10 protein-coding genes are annotated in these 20335 nt (G+C 44.7%); 7 read left to right on the forward strand and 3 right to left on the reverse strand.

From position 1 onward, the window contains the following. Positions 1-11 precede the first annotated feature (11 nt). The 3 genes from QFZ48_RS24780 to QFZ48_RS24790 all read right to left on the reverse strand — a co-directional run bounded on the left by QFZ48_RS24780 (position 12) and on the right by QFZ48_RS24790 (position 2669). Positions 12-1193 (reverse strand): alpha/beta hydrolase-fold protein, encoded by a 1182-nt coding sequence (locus tag QFZ48_RS24780; protein ID WP_429048611.1) that lies wholly within the window; start codon positions 1191-1193, stop codon positions 12-14. Between the two features lie 93 nt (positions 1194-1286). Then, a complete protein-coding gene (locus tag QFZ48_RS24785; protein ID WP_429064192.1) occupies positions 1287-1994 on the reverse strand; it encodes a thioesterase II family protein in 708 nt (235 codons plus the stop codon). Positions 1995-2030: 36 nt separating this feature from the next. Beyond that, positions 2031-2669: a response regulator gene (locus QFZ48_RS24790; protein ID WP_429048607.1), complete on the reverse strand. Its 639-nt coding sequence runs from the start codon at positions 2667-2669 to the stop codon at positions 2031-2033. 872 nt (positions 2670-3541) lie between these two features. Here QFZ48_RS24790 and QFZ48_RS24795 point away from each other — a divergent pair. The 7 genes from QFZ48_RS24795 (at position 3542) to QFZ48_RS24825 (ending at position 20288) form a co-directional block, all read left to right on the forward strand. Then, entirely contained in the window at positions 3542-5008 is a 1467-nt protein-coding gene (locus tag QFZ48_RS24795) for a PfkB family carbohydrate kinase (protein ID WP_429048605.1), read from the forward strand. Between the two features lie 288 nt (positions 5009-5296). After that, complete coding sequence (locus QFZ48_RS24800) at positions 5297-5845, forward strand: UpxY family transcription antiterminator (RefSeq protein ID WP_429048603.1); 549 nt, start codon at positions 5297-5299, stop codon at positions 5843-5845. 53 nt (positions 5846-5898) lie between these two features. Next, positions 5899-7929: an AMP-binding protein gene (locus QFZ48_RS24805; RefSeq protein ID WP_429064194.1), complete on the forward strand. Its 2031-nt coding sequence runs from the start codon at positions 5899-5901 to the stop codon at positions 7927-7929. A 7-nt stretch (positions 7930-7936) separates the two neighbouring features. After that, on the forward strand, positions 7937-15124 hold the full coding sequence (locus QFZ48_RS24810; protein WP_429064196.1) for an amino acid adenylation domain-containing protein: 7188 nt from the start codon (positions 7937-7939) through the stop codon (positions 15122-15124). Between the two features lie 4 nt (positions 15125-15128). Next, positions 15129-17534, forward strand: a complete 2406-nt coding sequence (locus QFZ48_RS24815; protein WP_429064198.1) for a non-ribosomal peptide synthetase — start codon at positions 15129-15131, stop codon at positions 17532-17534. Positions 17535-17538: 4 nt separating this feature from the next. Continuing rightward, a complete protein-coding gene (locus tag QFZ48_RS24820) occupies positions 17539-18423 on the forward strand; it encodes a DUF6734 family protein (RefSeq protein ID WP_429048599.1) in 885 nt (294 codons plus the stop codon). Further along, the gene (locus QFZ48_RS24825) at positions 18420-20288 is read left to right on the forward strand and encodes a lanthionine synthetase LanC family protein (protein ID WP_429064201.1); all 1869 of its coding nucleotides are present in this window, start codon (positions 18420-18422) and stop codon (positions 20286-20288) included. Before QFZ48_RS24820 ends, QFZ48_RS24825 begins: the two co-directional genes overlap by 4 nt. Positions 20289-20335 lie beyond the last annotated feature (47 nt).

Consider the following 20335-nt stretch of genomic DNA (forward strand, 5'->3'; position numbering starts at 1 on the left):
CTGCCGGGTATTTATTTTTTACTGTTTTCGAGGGTTTTAAGTATCTCCATTCCTTTTTTATTGCCAGGGTTCAGGGCCAGGGACTTCCGATAGCATTCAATGGCTAATTGTTTATTGCCTTTAATAGTATATGCTTCTCCCATACTATCATATGCGTTGGCTGATCGCGGATAATTTTTGACATTGTGACTGAAAATATCGATCGCATTGTCTATGTTATTCAACTCCAGTTGTTTGTATCCGCAGGAATTTACAAAATCTTCGCCTGGCATAATGTCATAGCCGAATTCCGTGGATAATTTTTTGAAGTGGTTAGCAATAGACTGATAGTCCGACATATTGGTCGTGTCGTCAATATTTACATACCAGTTAGCATAAATGAACCGTAGTCCGTCGTACATCGCTCTCAGTGGCATTGAAAAGTGATCTTCTTCTTTGTAGGCTTTAAAGTCCCATTTCAAATCCGGTCCGGCATGGTTTTTCAGCTGGAGGATTAACGAGTCCACTTTCTCTGTTTTTTCATCGCCGATCGAAAGGAATATTCTTCCTTTTATCGCCTGGTTCTTTTTCAGAAACGGTGTTACCTCAGATAGCACTTTGTTATTGCCGCCATAAAAGGCCGGACTCATAACAATATTGGACTGGAACAGTGCAGGAGCAGTGATTTTGCTATACACGGTAAAAAGACCTCCCAGAGAGGCGCCAGCCAGTATACGGAATGGTTGTACCCTATAATGCTTTTGCATATAAGGCAGCAGTTCATCTTTAATGAATGTGAGAAATTTAGCTCCTCCGCCGGTGGTGGCCAGGCTGCTATCTATTTTATCATTGAAGATAAGTGAGTGCACGGGTGTGAAATCTCTCCGGCGATCAGTATTAATGATGCCCACTATAATCATTTTGGGCATCCGTTCGCGGTTAGTAAGGTATTCTGCCAGCGCCACGCTATACTTGAAATGAACGTCTCCATCCAGCAGATATAACACTGGGTATGATTCAGAAGAGGTATTGTAGCCTTCGGGTGTATATATCCACAGCACTCTGTTTTCCTGTAGTGTGCGGGAGAAAATACTTACCTGGGACTGGTTGGTTGCCGGGATACTGTCATCTGTTTGAGAAAATGCCTGTTGACATACGGTACACAACATGATAGCCTGTATTAGAATAGTGTATAAAGTCTGCTTGTTCATCATTAGAATATCCGGTTTTAGTTTTTTCAGTAATTATTTATACTGCTATATATAATTACTGCTTATTTGCATTCAATTCGCAGTTCTAAGATAAGGTTATTTAACAGCAGAAGTGATGCTGTTGCAATATGTATTGATAATAGCTGCAATTTTTTCCGGATGAGTGTGGATGAAGAAATGTCCGCCTTCAAAGAGGCTGTAGCGGAAAGAAGCATGGGTAAATCTCTGCCAGTTGCCGATGTTACCGGTATTTTCTTCCTGGCTTCCCATCATGGCATAAATAGGAACATGGGTAACGAATGGATCAAATGTACTTTTCTCTGCTAATTCAAAATCTGCCCTGAGTATCGGTAGGTAGTAGTTCATCAGGTCTTCATCTTCCAGGAACTCTGGTGGTATACCACCAAGTGCAGTCAGCTTTTCGATAAAATCACGGTCATCCAACAGGTGCCAATCCGTGTTATTTCGAATGCCTGGTCCGGCATTACCACTGGTAAAAAGAAATGCAGGTGGTTGAAGATGTTTTTCCAGCAGCTGCGTAACTGCGAGTGCCAGGTAGGCGCCCAAACTGTGTCCGAATATAACAAAGCGGGCACTATTCCGCCCGGCGCAAATCTGTTCATATATATCTGTTACTGCTGATTTGAAATCGTATAGCAGGGGAGAGGAGCTTCTTTTTCCTCTCCCCGGAAGTTCCAGCGGGACGACATCAAATGCAGTCAGTAGAGGTATCATAGCGCGGAAGGAATATATGTTTCCTCCGGCGAAATGCAGTAGGAATAATTGCGGTTTATCTGCTTTCATTATAATATTTTGTCCAGTCCGGAATTGGTTTTTGTGCTAGAGTGATAACAGACCCTGTTTTATGGCATACTTAAGCAGTCCTACCGTAGAGGTTACACCGATTTTTTCTTTTATGTTCTGCCTGAGCTTCTCCACAGATCTGATTCCTACGAAAAGCTGATCTGCAATTTCTTTATTACTTTTTTCTTCCCATAATAATATAAGGAGTTTAATTTCCCTTTCATTGAGGGAGATCAGGTTTTTATTATGCTGCTGCCGATAATAGAGCATTTCGGTAAAATGCCCGTTACGGTAAATTCTTTCGCTGGAAATGGTCAAAATGGCGTCAAGTAGTTCGTGTACCGAATCAGACTTTGAAATATATCCGTAGATGTTATGTTCGACCTGTTGATCTGCCGCAAAGTTTCGTACATTCTCAGATAGCATCAATATTTTTATATCGGGATGTTCTTTCTGTACCAGTCGCATGATGCTGTTCGGGTGCACATCCTGCATACGTGGATCGAAAATTAATATGTCCACCGTAGTATGCCTGAGCTTAAGCAAGAGTTCGTGGACCTCCGTAGAATGGATTATTTTATTTATTTCCCTATGTTCAAGCAGAAAACTCTTTAGGATTTCAGTAAATAGTAGTTGCTTGTCCAGGAGCGCCAGGGTTATCGGTTTCGGGTACATAGCATGAAAAGTTAAAGGACAATGGAAATCTCAATTGGCAAATGAATTATTCGGACTATTTGAATTTAAAGTAAGCTAACATAGCGGTCTTGTGATTGAGGCAAAGCATTGCCAATCAGGACGACTTTTATGCAATTTACTATCGGTTGTAATTCTCTACTTACATTTTTTTCTCCTGCTCAGGCAATTTTCAGCGATCCCACGGGCAACAAAATAATAGAGAGAAATTTACAAATTTTTTTTGAGAAAATTACTTCAGCATAGTTAAAAATGGCAGATATGCCACAAATATATTGTTGACAAGGATTGTGAATGAAAGCGAATACATAGATGCTTGCGTTCTGAAAATTCTATAGCTCCAACAGGGCTCATTAAATGGAATCGGGTATCAGTTGTCATATTCGCAATTGATTTTTTTTTCGTTAACGGGTTCTTTGAGGATAACCTGACCAACACTGTAATTTTTTCAGTTCGTGCGCTGCTACGCACTCCTTCAAATAGCTTCCATAATTAATACAGTTGCCAGATCTGCAGTGGCAGCCAGGTAAAATAATTGTTATTTTGAAGCTTGCGATACAGGAATAAATATATGGTTTTTTCGCAAAAACCGTATTAATTTTTTCGTAGTGATAACATCCTGGGTTTTATCAGAGATGTTATTTTTACGAATAGGAACTAAAGTTTGTTCCTTACAGTAGCGATAGCTGTACCCGGACCATACGTCCAACCGCTATGGTCAGTCTGATCAGTTCAAAGGGGATCACAGGGTGGCCGCCACATGATGACTGCGATCTGCCTGCAGTTTTGCAGATTCCCGGGGAGAATAACACCATCTTAATATCTACATATCCGTAGAAAATAAATTTTTTTATATGTATCAACCATTGATTGCCCGCTTCCAGCAATGTAGTGTGCTGGTAATTGGCGACATCATTCTTGATGTATACCTGAAAGGGGCCAGTACCAGGCTTACACCGGAAGCACCGGTTCCTGTAGTAGATATACTGTCGGGTATCACTGCGCTGGGAGGAGCTGCCAACACTGCCATGAACCTGAGATTACTGGGTGCAGAGGTAACGTTTTGCAGTATTGCCGGTCAGGATAATAAAGGTAACAAAGCGATCTCGATGCTTAAGGCTGCAGGGGTTAATTGTGTAGTACTGCAACACGATAGCAGAAGTACCATTGTAAAAACCAGGATAATGGCGCAGGATCGGTTATTACTCCGTTACGATAAAGGAACAGAAAGCGCTATCTCCACTGAACTGGAGGTGGCGTTTATCGCCGCATTGGAGGAGCACCTGAAATACCATACCGCCATTGTTATTGCGGATTACAATAAGGGCCTTATTACACCAGCCATTATCAGCTATCTTGAAACTGCCTGTTCGGGAGACGAAAATTTCATAGCGGTAGATTCCTGTCGCCTGGATTGCTTCACCAATCTACGTCCAGCCCTGATAAAGCCTAACTATAAAGAGGCGATGGAGCTGCTGGGGCAGCAGCGGAAAAATGTGGGAAGAATACAACAGGTGAGTGAGTTGGGGCCTGAATTATTTCGCAAAACGGGCGCTACCATCACCGCAATTACGTTGGATGAGGAAGGCGCAGTTATATTTGAAGGACCACAACCGGCATACCGCTGTTATGCGCATCCGGTATCATCGCCACAGGTAGCCGGTGCCGGAGATGTATATATCAGTGCTTTCACACTGGCATCTTTATCGGGCGCCGATGTTACTACCGCGGCGGAATTGTCTGCAGCAGCTGCTGCAGTGGCTATCAGTAAGAAAACAACTGCCAATTGCAACTTCCAGGAATTGAGAGCCTATCTGGCCATCAATGAAAAGTATGTGCAGGATCTGCAACAGCTGGAGTATATCAGCGAAATGTACAAAGGCCAGGGGAAAAAAATCGTATTCACCAATGGTTGTTTTGATATTCTGCATAACGGCCATGTAAGTTATCTCAACAGGTCCCGGGAGCTTGGCGATGTATTAATTGTGGGGATTAATACCGATGAAAGCATCCGACGGTTAAAGGGATCCACCAGACCCATCAATAATCTGGCCGACAGAATAGAAGTATTAGCCGGTCTGGGCGCGGTAGACCATATTATAGCCTTTGGTAACGAAACAGACGATACACCTATCCCGGTGATATTGGCAGTTAACCCACATATAGTGACTAAAGGTGATGACTATACGAAAGATCAAATGCCGGAAGCCACTGTGGTAGAAAATGTTGGAGGAGAAATAGTATTGATTCCATTGCTGCCGAACCGATCCACGTCACTCATACTCAACCGTATCCATGCAGGAAAAGCTAAGTCTGAATAAACAACAACCTTTTCGTAAAAACCGAAATTAAAACGGCGGAAATTTCTACGGATTGTCACCCATTCAGTTATTAAATTGTACTTCCAAGAAACTGAGTAACGAAAATCAGTTTCAACTTATGCCTCCCCGGGCCAACGTAGAGTAAGTTTGTTACTTGCAGTTGCGGTAGCTATGTTAACTATCTATCAAAACTATCTTTAAAATTTGTTAGTCTATATATTTCGTGCAATAGGTACGAACGTTGTTTGCATAATTAAGGAAACCTAGTCTATGTTAAATTGAATCGTTATGAGCATATTCCAGATTGGTTGGTATCTTATTTATACCAGGTCACGCCATGAGAAAAAAGTTTGGAGCCGGTTAGCAGATAAACAAATAGAATGCCTGCTGCCTATGAGAAAGACCTTTAAAAAATTACATGATCGTTGTAAGTATGTTGATGAACCCCTATTTCCTTCCTACATTTTTGTCCGCCTGGAAGATATAAAAAGCTATTATGGTGGTATGGATACGGAAGGCGTACTTTCATATGTAAAATGCGGAAAACACGCGGTGAGAGTGAATGACTCCGTGATTAATAATATTCGCCTTATTGCCGACAAAGTCGAGGATGTAGAAGTCTCGAGAGATTATTTTCAACCGGGACATCGCCTGGTAATCAGCCATGGTGCGCTAACCGGGGTTGACGGTGAAGTAGTGACATATAAGAATAAGCAACAACTATTGATTCGGGTGCAACTACTGCAACGAAGTCTCATAGTAACACTGCCCGAAGAAGCAGTACTGTCGAGGGAAGAATCTTCGTGCTACTCCTGCGTTACCAATGACCGTTTATAACGGATAACACACGATAACGGAAATCTGTTTACCCGAAATGGCATCGTACAATAATGAGCGTTATCCACGATTACAAAAGTATCATCCATGCCTTGATACAGCAGTCTGCTTCGTCTCCTATGCAGCCTGTTTATATTTTCCCAAACAATAATGAAGGCGTAGAATGTGAAATTACATTCGCTCAATTGCTGAAACAAGTGGAAACACTGTCGGCCAGCCTCAATATGCTGCAACTATATGGAGAAAGAGTATTGTTGGTATACCAGGAAATACCGGAGTTTATCACGGCTTTCCTTGCATGCCAGTACAGTGGTATTGTTCCCGTGCCGGTATATTATTTTCAAAGAGCCGCACAGTTGCAGAAAATATTGCCGGTTATACGGGATGCAGACGCCCGGACTATACTGTGTACTTCCAAAACAGCAGTAGTGCTGCAGGACTGCGTAAATAAGCATCCGGATACAGCACATCTGCGGATTGTCGTAACGGATGAACATAATGGCAGCACCGCAGTAAATGCACCTACGCTGCATGAAATTGCATTCCTGCAATACACTTCCGGCTCCACCGGCCATCCGAAAGGAGTGATTGTTTCCCACAAAAACCTGATCTGTAATCAGGCCGCTATTAAACAAACATTTGGCTGCGATAAAGATGCTGTCATTTTTTCCTGGTTGCCATTTCATCACGATATGGGACTTGTTGGGAATATACTACACGCTATTTATGCAGGATGTACAGCCGTGTTAATAACACCACTGCATTTTTTGAGAGCACCCGACACCTGGCTGAAGTATATCTCTAAATATAAAGCAACACACAGCGGCGGCCCTAATTTCGCCTATGATCTGTGTGTCAGTAAAATTGATAGTACTATCATACCATCCCTTAACCTGGCGGGCTGGAAAATAGCATTCAATGGCGCGGAGCCTGTCCGCTATACCACCATAAATCATTTTTCAGAGAAATTTAAAAGTGCTGGATTCAATGCCGCCTCCTTTCATCCCTGTTATGGATTGGCAGAGGCGACACTGATGGTTTCCGGCGCCAAAGGAGATAATATACCGCGCACCATTTTTATCAGGAAAGAAGTGCCGGCCTCCGGAAAAATATCCCTGTGTGAGGAAGAAGATGCTGCGTCTCAGCCGATAGTAAGCGCGGGGGGCATCGCCAGTGGTATAAAAGTGAAAATTATTTCTACACAAGCATATATAGAATGCGGGGAGCTGGAGGAAGGAGAGGTATGCATTGGTGGCGACAGTATAACCCGCGGATATTGGAACAGAGATAGCGATACGCTGTTTCATTGCCAGGGGGATGAGGTGTTTCTCCGCACCGGAGACCTTGGATTTATGTACCAGGGTGAACTTTATATTCATGGCAGAAGAGATGAAATGTTAATCTTACGGGGACGCAATATTTATCCGTATGATCTGGAGTTAATGATCAGCCAGTGCAGTGAATCCATTGAAAATAACGGAGTGGCTATATTCCCGTTACCAGGCTCACCAGATAAAATAATTGTGGCAGTGGAAGTGAAGCGCTCTGCAATGAATACCCTGGATGCAGATAGCGTTATCCGCGCGATCAGCGATCTTACAGGTGGTTTGTTAGGCATGGCCCCTCATGATGTACTCCTTGTCCGTCCGCATGGCATACCCAGAACAACGAGTGGCAAATTACAGCGGGTTAAGTGCGGTGTATACTATGCAACGGGCGCATTCGATATTATCAAATCTCTCGGGGAGCTGAAGTCAGACAGGGCAGAAAACGTATCTATGCCGGAACTGATCCCTCCTTCACAGGTGATTGAGCTGGGAGACTATGACATCATTTATAGATATCTCACTGCTATGATCGCCCATAAAGTTCAGCATATGCGCGACGATTCACCTGATGCTGATACAGAGCTGACAGCCATGGGAATCGATTCTTTGCGTGCCACTGATTTGATTAACACCATTAACAGGGAGTTGCATATTAATGTGGATATAGCAAAAATACTACAGGATAATACTTTGTCTGGTCTGATTGCCACCATTGAAGGCAAATTATGGCTGAAAGAGAATAACGTTTTTGAATAGGTACTGTATGAATGTTTTGGCGATTATTACCGAGTTAAAGCGGAAGAAGATTATTCCACGGCTTATTCATGAGGAATTGCACCTGCACGGCGATGTGTCACTGCTGTCTCCTGCTTTATTGCAGGCAATAGAGGACCGTAAGCAGGAGCTGAAAGATTTCCTGAACGAAGCCCTGGACCGCCACAGATCAGCTGCGATTCTGCCTGTTCCATGGCAGCCGGACTACCTGGCTTCCAATGCGCAGCAAAGGATCTGGATGCTGTGTCGGGATAAATCCGGAAATGCTGCCTATAATATTGTAACGCCGTTGTACCTGAAAGGGGCACTGGAGAAAGACCGTCTGCTGACATCTTTTCAATGGCTGATAAATCGACATGAATCATTACGTACCGTTTTCAGAGAAGTAAATGGAAGTGTACGACAAACCGTATTGTCTCCATCAGCCTTAGGCCTGCGGTACCTGGATCTGAGGGCAGAACAATATCCGATGCAGCCGGTAATAGCGGAGATCCGGCATTTTATGCTGCAGGTTTCAGACCTCTATAATGGCCCTTTAGTAGGTGCTGCATTACTGCAATTGTCTGATGATGAACATGTGTTTATCCTTTCTGTACATCACCTGGTAAGCGATGGTCGCTCCATGATGCTGATGATAAAGGAGATAATGCAGTGCTATGAAAATGGAGGCGGGCATAACGCGCCGCTTTCTATTCAATATAAAGATTATACAAAATGGCTGGAAATTTTACTGAACGGCGAATACGGCCGGAGAGCAAAGGCATTTTGGTCGCACTATTTATCACAGGCGCCCGACCCCTTGATGCTGCCTTCAGATTTCAGCAGACCATTAACGAGGTCTTTCGCGGGCGCTGTCGCAAGGTTTGATCTTGGTAACGGGTTTTACCCGGAGATTAACAATTACTGCAAGCAATCAGGTGTTACGCCTTTCAACTTTCTCATGGCTACCATCACGTTGCTGTTAAGTAAAATTTCCGGACAGCAGGATATTATTATCGGTACGCCGGTATCAGGAAGAAGTCATTATGATCTGCACGAACAGATAGGTCTATATGTGAATGTACTACCGTTGCGGTCTGTTATCCGGGCAGATGTAACCTGGAGTGAATTTTTGAAGCAAACCGCTGATAATACCTTCCGCGTATTCGAATACCAGGACTATCCTTTTGATAAAATAGTGAACGACCTTGACCTGCGCTGGGAGCCAGGGCATAATCCTCTCTTTGACGTGCTGATGGTATTACAGGATGTTGCCGCCGGTGACGGGAGTATGTGGCAAAGCACTAAACAAGCGATTGAGATGAAGCCGATGGATACTGTATTACCCGGTGTAATGCAAACGGCAAGAGAGCAGACATTCTCAAAGTTCGATCTGAGTTTTAGTTTTAGCAGCGAACCAGGAAATTATTTTTATCTGGAAGTGGAATATGCAAGCTCATTATTTACCGGCGACACTATCGTCCGGTATTTTAATATGTGGCAGCACATCGTTAAACAGCTATTGTTTAACCCCGGTGCAACGCTGGGTAGTATAAAGATCACAGATCCGCTGGAGGAAGAACGCGTATTGCAGCTATTTAATAAAACGGAGGCACCGTTTGACCTTACAAGGCAGGTAACAGATCAGTTTGAAGCACAGGTAAGGCGAACGCCGGATGCCATAGCGCTGGTATATGGTGAACAATCTTTTACTTACAGCAGGTTAAATGACCTGGCCAATCAACTGGCGCATTATCTGCGTGTACACCACCAGCCGAATCGGGATGATCGTATTGCCGTGAAATTACCGCGTAGTGAATGGACTATCATTTCCATCCTGGCAGTGCTAAAAAGTGGAGCGGCTTATGTACCGATTGATCTTGATTACCCGGCAGAAAGAATCAGCTTTATTATAAGCGATAGCAGTTGCAAAACGACTATCGATATAAATATGTTAGAAGCTTTCAAAGCAGTGCGGGAAGAGTATAGTAAAGATAATCCGGATATCATTGTAACGATGGATGCGCTGGCGTATGTGATTTATACCTCGGGGTCTACAGGAACACCCAAAGGTGTGATGATAACGCATCGTAATCTGAACGCATTTATCCATTGGTGCAAGTCGGAGTTTTCGGATGATGATTTTGATACCGTGCTGGGTGTTACTTCTATCTGTTTTGACCTGTCAGTTTTTGAGATATTTTTTACGTTATCTATTGGAAAGAAACTACTATTTCTTCCCGGTTATCTGGCTGTGCCGCAGCAGTTATCTGCTACAGACAAATTTCTGCTAAATACGGTGCCTGGTGTGTTGAATGCGTTGCTGGACGGACATGCAGATCTGAGCAATGTGAGTGTACTTAACCTGGCAGGAGAGGTGCTGTCTCCCCAGCTCCTCAGCAGAATACCCGATGGTCCCGTTGTCAGGAACTTATACGGGCCAACGGAGACAACTATTTACAACACAGTGTACAAAACAAAAAAGGATGGGCAAATACTGATTGGCCGTCCGATCGCCAATACCCGTATTTATATCCTGGATGAAGGTAAAAAGCCGCAACCAACAGGTATCAACGGCGAAATTTTTATTGCAGGTGAAGGAGTGGGAAAAGGATATCTGAACCGGCCCGACCTGACAATGGAGAAATTCCTGCCCGATCCGTTCGGACATGGTTATATGTATCGAAGCGGTGACCTGGGCAGATGGTTACCTGATGGTAATATTGCTTTTGTAGGTAGAAATGATGCGCAGGTGAAGATTAACGGGTTTCGAATAGAGCCGGGTGAAGTAGAAGAAGTGCTTGCCACCTACCCGGGTATCGGACCTGTTGTGGTAGTGCCCCATACGAATATGGCCGGCGATAAAAAGCTGGTGGCGTATCTGACTGGCGAACAACCCATTGAGGCCACTTACCTGGCTGATTACGGAAAGTCTTTATTGCCATCGTATATGATTCCTTCGGATTTTATTTATTTGTCTGAACTGCCAATGATGCCCAACGGAAAGGTAAACCGCAAGGAGTTGCAGCAAAGGCCGTTGGAAGAAGCTCCGGAGATAAATTACAGTATGCCGGGTAATGCCACAGAAGAAAAAATTGCCCTCATATGGTGTGAGCTGTTACATCTGGTAAAGGTGAGTATAACAGATAACTTTTTCTTAATTGGCGGAAATAGCCTCAAGGCAATTGCGCTTGCCAGCCGGTTACACCAGGAATTTGGTGTATCGGTGTTGCTTGATAATCTTTTGCTGCATCCTACTGTGGCGGAAATGGCTGCATGGATACAACAAAACAAAGAGCAGGTGCAGCGGCTCATTCCCCGGGCAGCTATTCGCAGGAACTATCCGTTGTCTGCTGCGCAGCAACAACTATGGATTCTCAGTCAGCAGCCTGAAGCCAGTGCTGCCTACAATATGCCCGGTGTGTATGTGATGGAAGGAGAACTGGTAAAAGACGCGTTGGAATATGCTTTCAGATGTGTTATTGAACGACATGAAGTTTTGCGCACCTCTTTCTCCGAAACTCCCGATGGAGATATCAGACAGATCATTCACCCGGATGGCCTGCTACCTTTTAATATTGCCTGTCATCACCTGGTAAATGAACCAGGGAAAGAGGCATTGCTGCAGCAACTGCTGCAGGCAGCACTTTTTCAGCCATTTGATCTGAATATACCCGTATTACTGCGTGCTTTCTTATACCAGGTAGAAGAGCATACCTGGATATTTGCCTGTGTATTGCATCATATTATTGCCGATGGATGGTCATTAGACGTGCTGTTTAGTGATATACGCCGGTATTACATCCAGTATATGGATGATATGGCTTTACCACCGGCAGCACTTACCATTCAATATAAGGATGTTGCCGTTTGGCAAAACGAATTGCTGGCGGAAAATGCATTCGGGCAACAACGGGACTATTGGCTGCAACAATTTCAAGGGGAACTGCCGCTTATCGATCTGCCGTTTAAAGTAAGGCCGGCAGTCAAAAGATATGATGGCGCAATTTTTACGATACCACTGGATAACCAGTTGGTAGAAGGGTTGGATCAGGTGGCAAAAGAAAACGGCGCAACCGTTTTTATGTGTATGCTCGCAGTCCTGAATACTTTATTATACCGGTATACGGGAAAGGAGGATATTATTATTGGCAGCCCTGTTGCCGGCCGTGAACATGCTGCCGTAAAAGACCAGATGGGGCTTTATATCCACATGCTGGCGCTCCGGACAACCTTTAACGGGGAGGGCAATTTCAGAGACCTGGTAACGCAGGTCAGAAATACCGTCACCAACGCTTTTAAACATCAACAGTATCCATATCATCTTTTGGTCGATGCTCTCCACCTTCCTATGGATCCGGCAAGGAACCCGCTATTCGATATTGTACTGACCCTCTGGGAGGAAACACCGGGAGGAAGCAGCGGTAGCGGCGGGCTACCAAATTTGCGAATCCGGAAGTACGAACCGGAACTCTTCACTGCGGCCAAATTTGATCTGTTGTTTGATATTGTTATTAACAACGGAGCTTATTCCCTGCGGATAACTTATAACACCGGATTGTTCAACCATAATATAATTCGCAGCATGGCCGGACATTTTGTGGGAATCGCGTCAGCGGTTATACAATGGCCGGATACATCATTATCAAAATTGGATTACCTGGGTACCCGGGAGAAGGAGGTATTACTGGGGTTTAGCGGAACAAAACAATCATTCCCGGAAGAGCAAACAGTTGTGCAACTGTTTGAGCAACAAGTTCAACAAACTCCTGATAACATTGCCATTGTTTGTGGCGCTGGAACACTCACTTACCGCGCGCTCAACGAGCAGGCCAATCGTATTGCCGCCCGCCTGCGGGCAGATAGCCAGGTAAAGCCCAATAGTCTCATTGGTGTAAACCTTCCCAAAAGTGAATCACTTATTGTTGCGATACTGGGCGTATTGAAAAGTGGTGCTGCATATCTTCCCCTGGATACCGGATATCCGGCAGAGCGTATCAGGTATATGGTGGAAGACAGTCGTTGTGCCATGGTCATCGATGAAAACTGGTTACAGGCTTTTCATAAATTACAGGAAGAATATAGCGCTGCCGATCCTGTGCAGGTAAATAGTCCACAGGACCTGGTGTATGTGATCTACACTTCCGGATCAACCGGTGGCCCAAAAGGTGCCATGGTTCGTCATAATTCATTTACCAACCTGGTATGGTGGTATCAATCAGCGCTGCACCTGCAGGCCGATGATTGTGTGCTTCTGATGGCCCCGGTGAGCTTCGATCTTGCCCAGAAGAACATATTTGCACCTTTGATAAGCGGGTGTCGTTTATGCGTGCCGGATGACTTTTACGGCGATTATTATCAGTTGGCAGATACGATTACTGCCAGGCAGGTAACGGTGATAAATTCTGCTCCCAGCGCCTTCTATCCTTTACTTGATACTATTATCAGTGATCATTATAAAAAGCTGGCCTCCGTGCGTAATGTGGTATTGGGCGGAGAACCAGTGCTCATGGGCGAACTCGATGGATTGATTACTTCCGGGCATTTTCATGGGGCAGTGATTAATTCCTACGGTCCAACTGAATGCACGGACGTAGTAAGCTGGTATAAGATTAACACAGATGAATGGCATACTGCCGGTAGTTTTCCTATTGGTATACCGGTAAACAACTGCCGCCTGTATATTCTTGACCCACAACACCAGCAGCTGCCGATGGGATGTATAGGGGAAATTTTCATATCAGGCCTGTGTGTTGGTAATGGGTATATTTACCAGCCGGCATTGACCGCAGAAAAGTTTGTATCGGATCCTTTCCTGCCAGGTGCAGTGATGTATAAAACCGGTGACCTTGGAAGATGGTTGCCGGGAGGTGTAGTAGACTTCATCGGCAGAAAGGATGAACAGATTAAAATCAGGGGATATCGTATTGAACCGGGGGAAATTGAAACAGCCCTCAAACAATATCCTTCTGTTGAAGCAGCCGTAGTGATAGCACGGATAGCTGCCGATGGCTCAAAGGAGCTGGTGGCCTGCATTACCGGTAAAGAACCACTTCATATCAGCGGAATAAAAGCCCACCTCGCAAATGTCCTGGCTCCGCATATGCTTCCAGCCACATTTATCCAGCTGGATCATATTCCACTGACGCCCAGTGGTAAAGCCGACCGGAAGGCATTGGCGGCATTGAAGGGATGCGATCTCTCCGCAGACGTTACGCATATTCCGTTCCAAAATGAAGCAGAGATAGCGCTTGCAGCAATCTGGTCTGATATATTGGATAAGGAGGTGCTAAGTGCAGCAGATAATTTCCTTACACTCGGAGGCAATAGTTTGAAGACCATAAGACTGGCTGCTCAGATTCACCGTCATTTTGAAGTAAAAGTGCCGGTGAGGGAATTGTTTGAAAATCCCTTGCTGACAGCCCAGGCCCGTCGGATATCCGAATTACAGAAAGTATCTTTTTCTCAGATACCGGCACTGAAAGAGCAATCGTCCTATCCGTTATCTGCTTCCCAACACCGGATATGGGGACTTAGTCAACTTCACGGAGGGAGTATTGCTTACCATATTACGGGGATATATACACTTGAAGGTAATCTTGATATTGCAGCGCTGGAGCGTGCGTTCACCGCTACCATTGCCCGTCATGAATCCCTGCGTACCGTTTTTCGCGAAAATGAACAGGGAGAAATAACCCAGGTGATACTTAAGTACACAACGGATTTTCATATTCCGGTGACAGATCTCACAATGGCTGATAATGGTGAAGAGCAACTAAGAGGTTTGCTGGAAACAGCGAATGCACAGCCCTTTGATCTGACCACGGGGCCGCTGTTACGGGCCGGCTTGTTCCACCTCGCAAACAATAGCTGGGTACTCATCTATGTGATGCATCATATCATCAGCGATGGATGGTCTACACAGATTCTGGCGGCCGAACTTTCTCAACGTTATAACGCTTACAGAAGAAAGCTGGAGATAGAAATAACTCCACTTCCCTTTCAGTATAAGGACTATGTTTCCTGGCAATTATCACATTCGCAGCAAACGATATCCGATACAGACAGACCATACTGGCAGCAGCAATTTTCCGGAGTGCTGCCTGTATTAAACCTTTACGGTGATACAAAGCGGCCTCCCGTAAAAACATTTTCCGGAGGAACCGTATACAGGAAAATATCAAAGGAAAAAGAGTGATCGGTTGTTCTCCCTGGTGAAGGAAGTAGAAGGAGGAACACTATTTACAGCTTTGTTATCAGTTGTATTTGTATTACTCCATCGTTACACGCAACAGGAGGATATCGTGATTGGTAGCCCGGTAGCAGGAAGGGCGCACGCGGATCTGGAAAAACAAATAGGACTATACATCAATACCCTTGCATTAAGAATACGTAGCAGCGGGCATCATGATTTCAGAACTTTATTGGCGGAAGTCAGAGAGGTGTGTCTGGACGCCTTTGCACATCAGGAGCTGGCGTTTGAGGAGCTGGTGGCAATGTTGCCGTATAAACGCGACATGAGCCGCAATGCGCTTTTTGACGTAATGGTGGTGCTGGAAGATAAGGATAATCAAAGCCATGAGCAGCTGGTGCTGGACGATCTTGCTGTAGGTACCTATCCGGAGTATATTAATCCCACCAGTAAAGTGGATCTTTCATTCTTCTTTCGGGAGCGTGCAGCTGGTCTGCATTTTATGATAGAATACAATAGTGATATATATCATCGTGATACAATAGAGAGAATGGCGGGTAATTTTGAAGTATTGCTGGATGCCATTCTTATTAATCCCGCCGGGCCAATCAGTGAGTTACCATTCATTACGGCGGATGAAAGACAGAAAATCTGCGATGACTTTAACGATACATCCATTGAATTTCCGTCTGATGCCACATTTCTTCATCAGTTCAAGGAAAAAGCGGCCCTGTATCCTGCGTATGATGCGGTATTGTTTGAAGAGAAACGTCTTAGTTACCGTGAGCTGGATGAAGCCTCAGATGTAGTTGCAGCCTATCTTGCGGCATCGCGTCATTTATTGCCGGGCGACCTGGTTGGTGTGAAGCTCGAACGAAGTGAGTGGATCATCATTGTGTTGCTGGGAATTATTAAATCCGGTACCGCTTATATACCTGTTGATCCGGCATATCCGCAACATAGGATTGATTATATGATGTCGGACAGCGGTTGTAAATTATTGTTTGATGAAGAAGAACTGGAGCGTTTCAGAAAATGGCCGAAAGGTGAACCGGCGGTTTTGACTTACAGGCATCAGCCCAATGATACGGCATATGTGATATATACTTCCGGATCTACGGGAACACCAAAAGGCGTGGTGATTAGTCATCATAGTCTTAACACTTTTATCAACTGGTGCCACCTGGAATTTGACAGGGATGATTTTGACCTGGTTTATAGTGCCACCTCTATCTGTTTTGATCTTTCTGTATTTGAAATATTCTATACGCTGACTACCGGTAAAAGCATACGCTTTTTGTCCGGACCATTGTCGATCCCTGTTTTTCTAAGTCGCGAAGAAAAAGTATTGATCAATACGGTACCGGCTGTAATGGGGTACCTGTTGAACGAAAATATTGACCTGGGTGGTGTAACGGTGGTAAACATGGCAGGAGAGCCTTTGCCGCAGCGATATGCGGACCAGCTGCTGTCGAAAGGTATTGTTGTCAGAAATCTGTATGGTCCTTCCGAAGATACTACGTACAGTACCTGTTATAAGATGCAGGCAGGGGATGAAGTACTTATCGGATCTCCTGTTTCAAATACGCAGCTATATATCCTTGATAAGCGGTTGGACATCCGGCCTATTGGCGCGGTAGGGGAAATATATCTGAGCGGCGATGGCCTTGCGCTGTCATACCTCAACAAACCTGATCTTACGGCAGACAAGTTTATAACGCATCCATTCAGGACAGGTGAACGGCTCTATAAAACCGGGGACCTGGGCAGATGGACTTCCAATGGCAATGTTGTTTTTATAGGGCGGGAAGATTCACAGGTGAAAATTCATGGATATCGCGTAGAACTGGGAGAAGTTGAGCAGGCATTGCAACAGCATAAAGAGGTGAAAAATGCGGTGGTGCTTTGTTGGAAAAACGCCGATGGTGACGATTACCTCGCGGCCTACATCATCGTTTCGGAGAGTGTACCTGACATAAACTTTAAGAGTTATCTCAGTGCGCGCCTACCGGCTTATATGATACCATCCTGGTTCATACCGATGAATGAATTTCCCATCGGGGCAACGGGAAAGATTAACCGGAAATTGTTGCCCGAACCTGATAAGGTGGCTGCTGTTAAGGTTGCTTATGTGCCCCCTTCAAACGAGATAGAAAAAACACTGCAGTTGATCTGGAAAGATCTGCTTCATAAAGATAACATCGGCATCAGAGACAACTTCTTTGACCTGGGTGGTCACAGCCTGAAAGCCATACAGCTGATTATGCGGGTGAAGAGTATTTATCATGTAAGTATCAACCTTTCGTATTTTCTGTTAGAAGCAACGATAGAAGAATTGGCTAACCAGATAGCATTTGTGCTGGATCAGGAAAAGCAACTGCGCGACAAGGAAACACTCGTTCAAATTAAAATCTGAACCAATGAAAATAGTACAGAGCTTATGGTCTAAGCCCGGGCAGAAGGCCGGTGAATGGAACCGGTGCGGATGGCCAGACAGAAAGTATAACTATTATAGCTGGATGCTCAGTGCATTGCAGTTCAGGAAATTTTATGACGAGGTAGAACTGGTAACAGATAAGGCCGGTTATGATCTGCTCATTGATAAACTCGGACTGCCATATACCAGTGTAAAAGTAGTACTGGATGATTTGAATGGATATCATGAAGATCTGTATGCGTTGGGGAAGGTGTATGCGTATGGCTTACAGGATAAACCGTTTATTCATGCCGATGGGGATGTATTTATATGGGAACCATTTGGCGACAGATTGGCGCAGGCGCCACTTGTTTGCCAATGCAAGGAAGACGGGGAAGATTATAACAGGTGGTACTCAGGTGTATTTATAGAAGTGGCCAAAGCTTTCAATTCTTACCCATCTGTACTGGACAGGACCATTAGCCGGAACAACCGGTTGGTAGCTGCCAATGCAGGAATTATCGGCGGCCAGCATACGGATTTCTTTCATGCCTTTGTCAGAGAGGCCTTTGCTTTTATCGACAATAACATTGCCTCATTGAGTAAAATAAACATCGATTTGTTTAATACTATTTTCGAACAGCTGCTTTTCCATGCTATGTCGGAAGATGCCGGGATCAATATCAGCTACCTGCACCCGGATTTCGTACGCTTTGGAAATGACATTATTGATTTTACAGGAGTTCCGGAGAGGACCCGGTTCATTCATACGATCGGCGTGCTCAAAAAATCCTGGTTTACACTGGACGCATTGGAATTCCGTCTGAGACAGGATCATCCGCAATACTATCAAAAAATTAATCACCTGATTAAAACGCACCAGGTATGATTAAAGATCCATATACTCCTACTGTTGAATCACGAATATTAGATATGGCAGGTAACTTCGTGAATTATTTTCTGGATCACGGAACGGGTGCAGCCTGGAAAATGGAGGATCCGGCGCCTGTTGGAGCGCTGCAATGGGCAAATCCGGAAAATATTGATACCGGCGTTAGCGGCCTTATTCTGATGCTGATAGCATTATACAGGAAAACAAAGGAAGATCAATATCTTCTCCTGACAGATGCGCTCATCAGCGACCTGGTACAATACTGTGAGGAGCATCCCACAGATAATTATGCGCTTTATACAGGAAGAGCGGGTGTTGTATATGCCTTGATACAGGCGTATCAGTTAGGAGGGAGGGACCACCTGCTGCCGCTATCGCTGGAACTCATCAAACCGGCGAATGGACTTTTTTTGCAGGATGTTCATACCTCAGATTATCTCTACGATGGAAGAGCCGGCACCCTGTTGGTGATATACCATCTTTATCTGCTCACAGGCGCGTCTTTTTTGCAGGAATATATCGCCGCCTATACACTGAGAATTATTACAAATGCCCGCACTGAACAAGGAGGACGTATATGGTGGATACAGGAAGGAGAGACCTGTCAATATCCATCTGAAGGGTTTGCGTATGGTAGTGCGGGGATCAGATACGTATTGACGCAATTGCAGTGCGCCGCAAATAACGAAGGACTCGATCTTATCATCAGGGGGAGTGCAACATCTTTAACGGCTACTGATGATAACAGCTGGGCAAATGGCGCTATCGGTATTATGTTTTCTGGTGTTGAAACACCGGATAGCAATGTGCGGCACCTGAATACGAAATTAAAACCGGGTGGCATATTTACCGGCGATGATCTTTTTGAAGGAACAAGTGGATGGGGAATGTATTGTTTGTATCGTGAAAGATTCGCTCTGGGCACTACCATTGCTGAATTGACAGAGAGGTTATCATCCGTCCGGAAAGAAGAATATTTGAAAGGTGGCCTTATGCATGGTAAAATAGGCGTGCTGTATTTCCTTTTACATGCCTGCGGCGGAGCAACCATTGCAGAAAATGTGTTAGTTCCATTTGTTAACATGGCGCATACACAAGCGCCACTATCCCTTCCATTCGGGTTGCCGGAAGTAAGGCGTTGTTTACTACAAGCTGACTATCCACGTACTATTTATTTCCTGGAGAAAGAGGCCCCTACGGTATTGGAGGCGTTTTTGCTGACACCATCCCCAACAGGTGCTGGTAATATTTCCGTTTTTATCAGCAACAATGCCGTCGGATTACTGCCTGAAAAAACTTATCAATGTTTGTCAGACCTGTTTTCCCTGGAACACCAAAAGCTCTTATGGTGGAAGCAGGATCATCGCTCTTTATTACAACTCTTTGCAGACAGGTGCCGTTACCAGGAGATGTCAGCCACTCAGTTGAGTAAACCCGATGAATGGTTGAAAAACCAGCAGATCAGTATATCTCACCGGGTAAAGCTGGTAGAAACAAAATGGGATTGGAGTTTTGCCAATGATCTGAACCACCTGTCCCCGAAGCAACAGGAGAATGTTCAGCGATCGGCCGCGAAATTTGAATATATTATTCAGACAATCCATGGGGCACATAGACAGGAAATGATCCTTCGGCAGGATACCGCTATGCTGTTTCATCTTTTTCGACAGCCTAAATCCATCCATCAGGCGTTGACGGAAATCGGTTATTACATTCAGTCTCAGCCCCCCGCTCTGCTGGAAGATGTTCTATTTTCTTTGACAGGCTCCCGTAATACGGATAATTTTCTTGCACAACTGGATCGTGTAATCCTGGAGAAAATAAGACAATGGATATATAGAGAAATATTCATTATCAGTTAATGATAACTGCGGAACTACCTGCTTGTCCCCAAAGCATGAACAGATAA

This window comes from Chitinophaga sp. W2I13 (assembly GCF_050434005.1).
In the GTDB taxonomy this organism is placed as follows: Bacteria; Bacteroidota; Bacteroidia; order Chitinophagales; family Chitinophagaceae; genus Chitinophaga.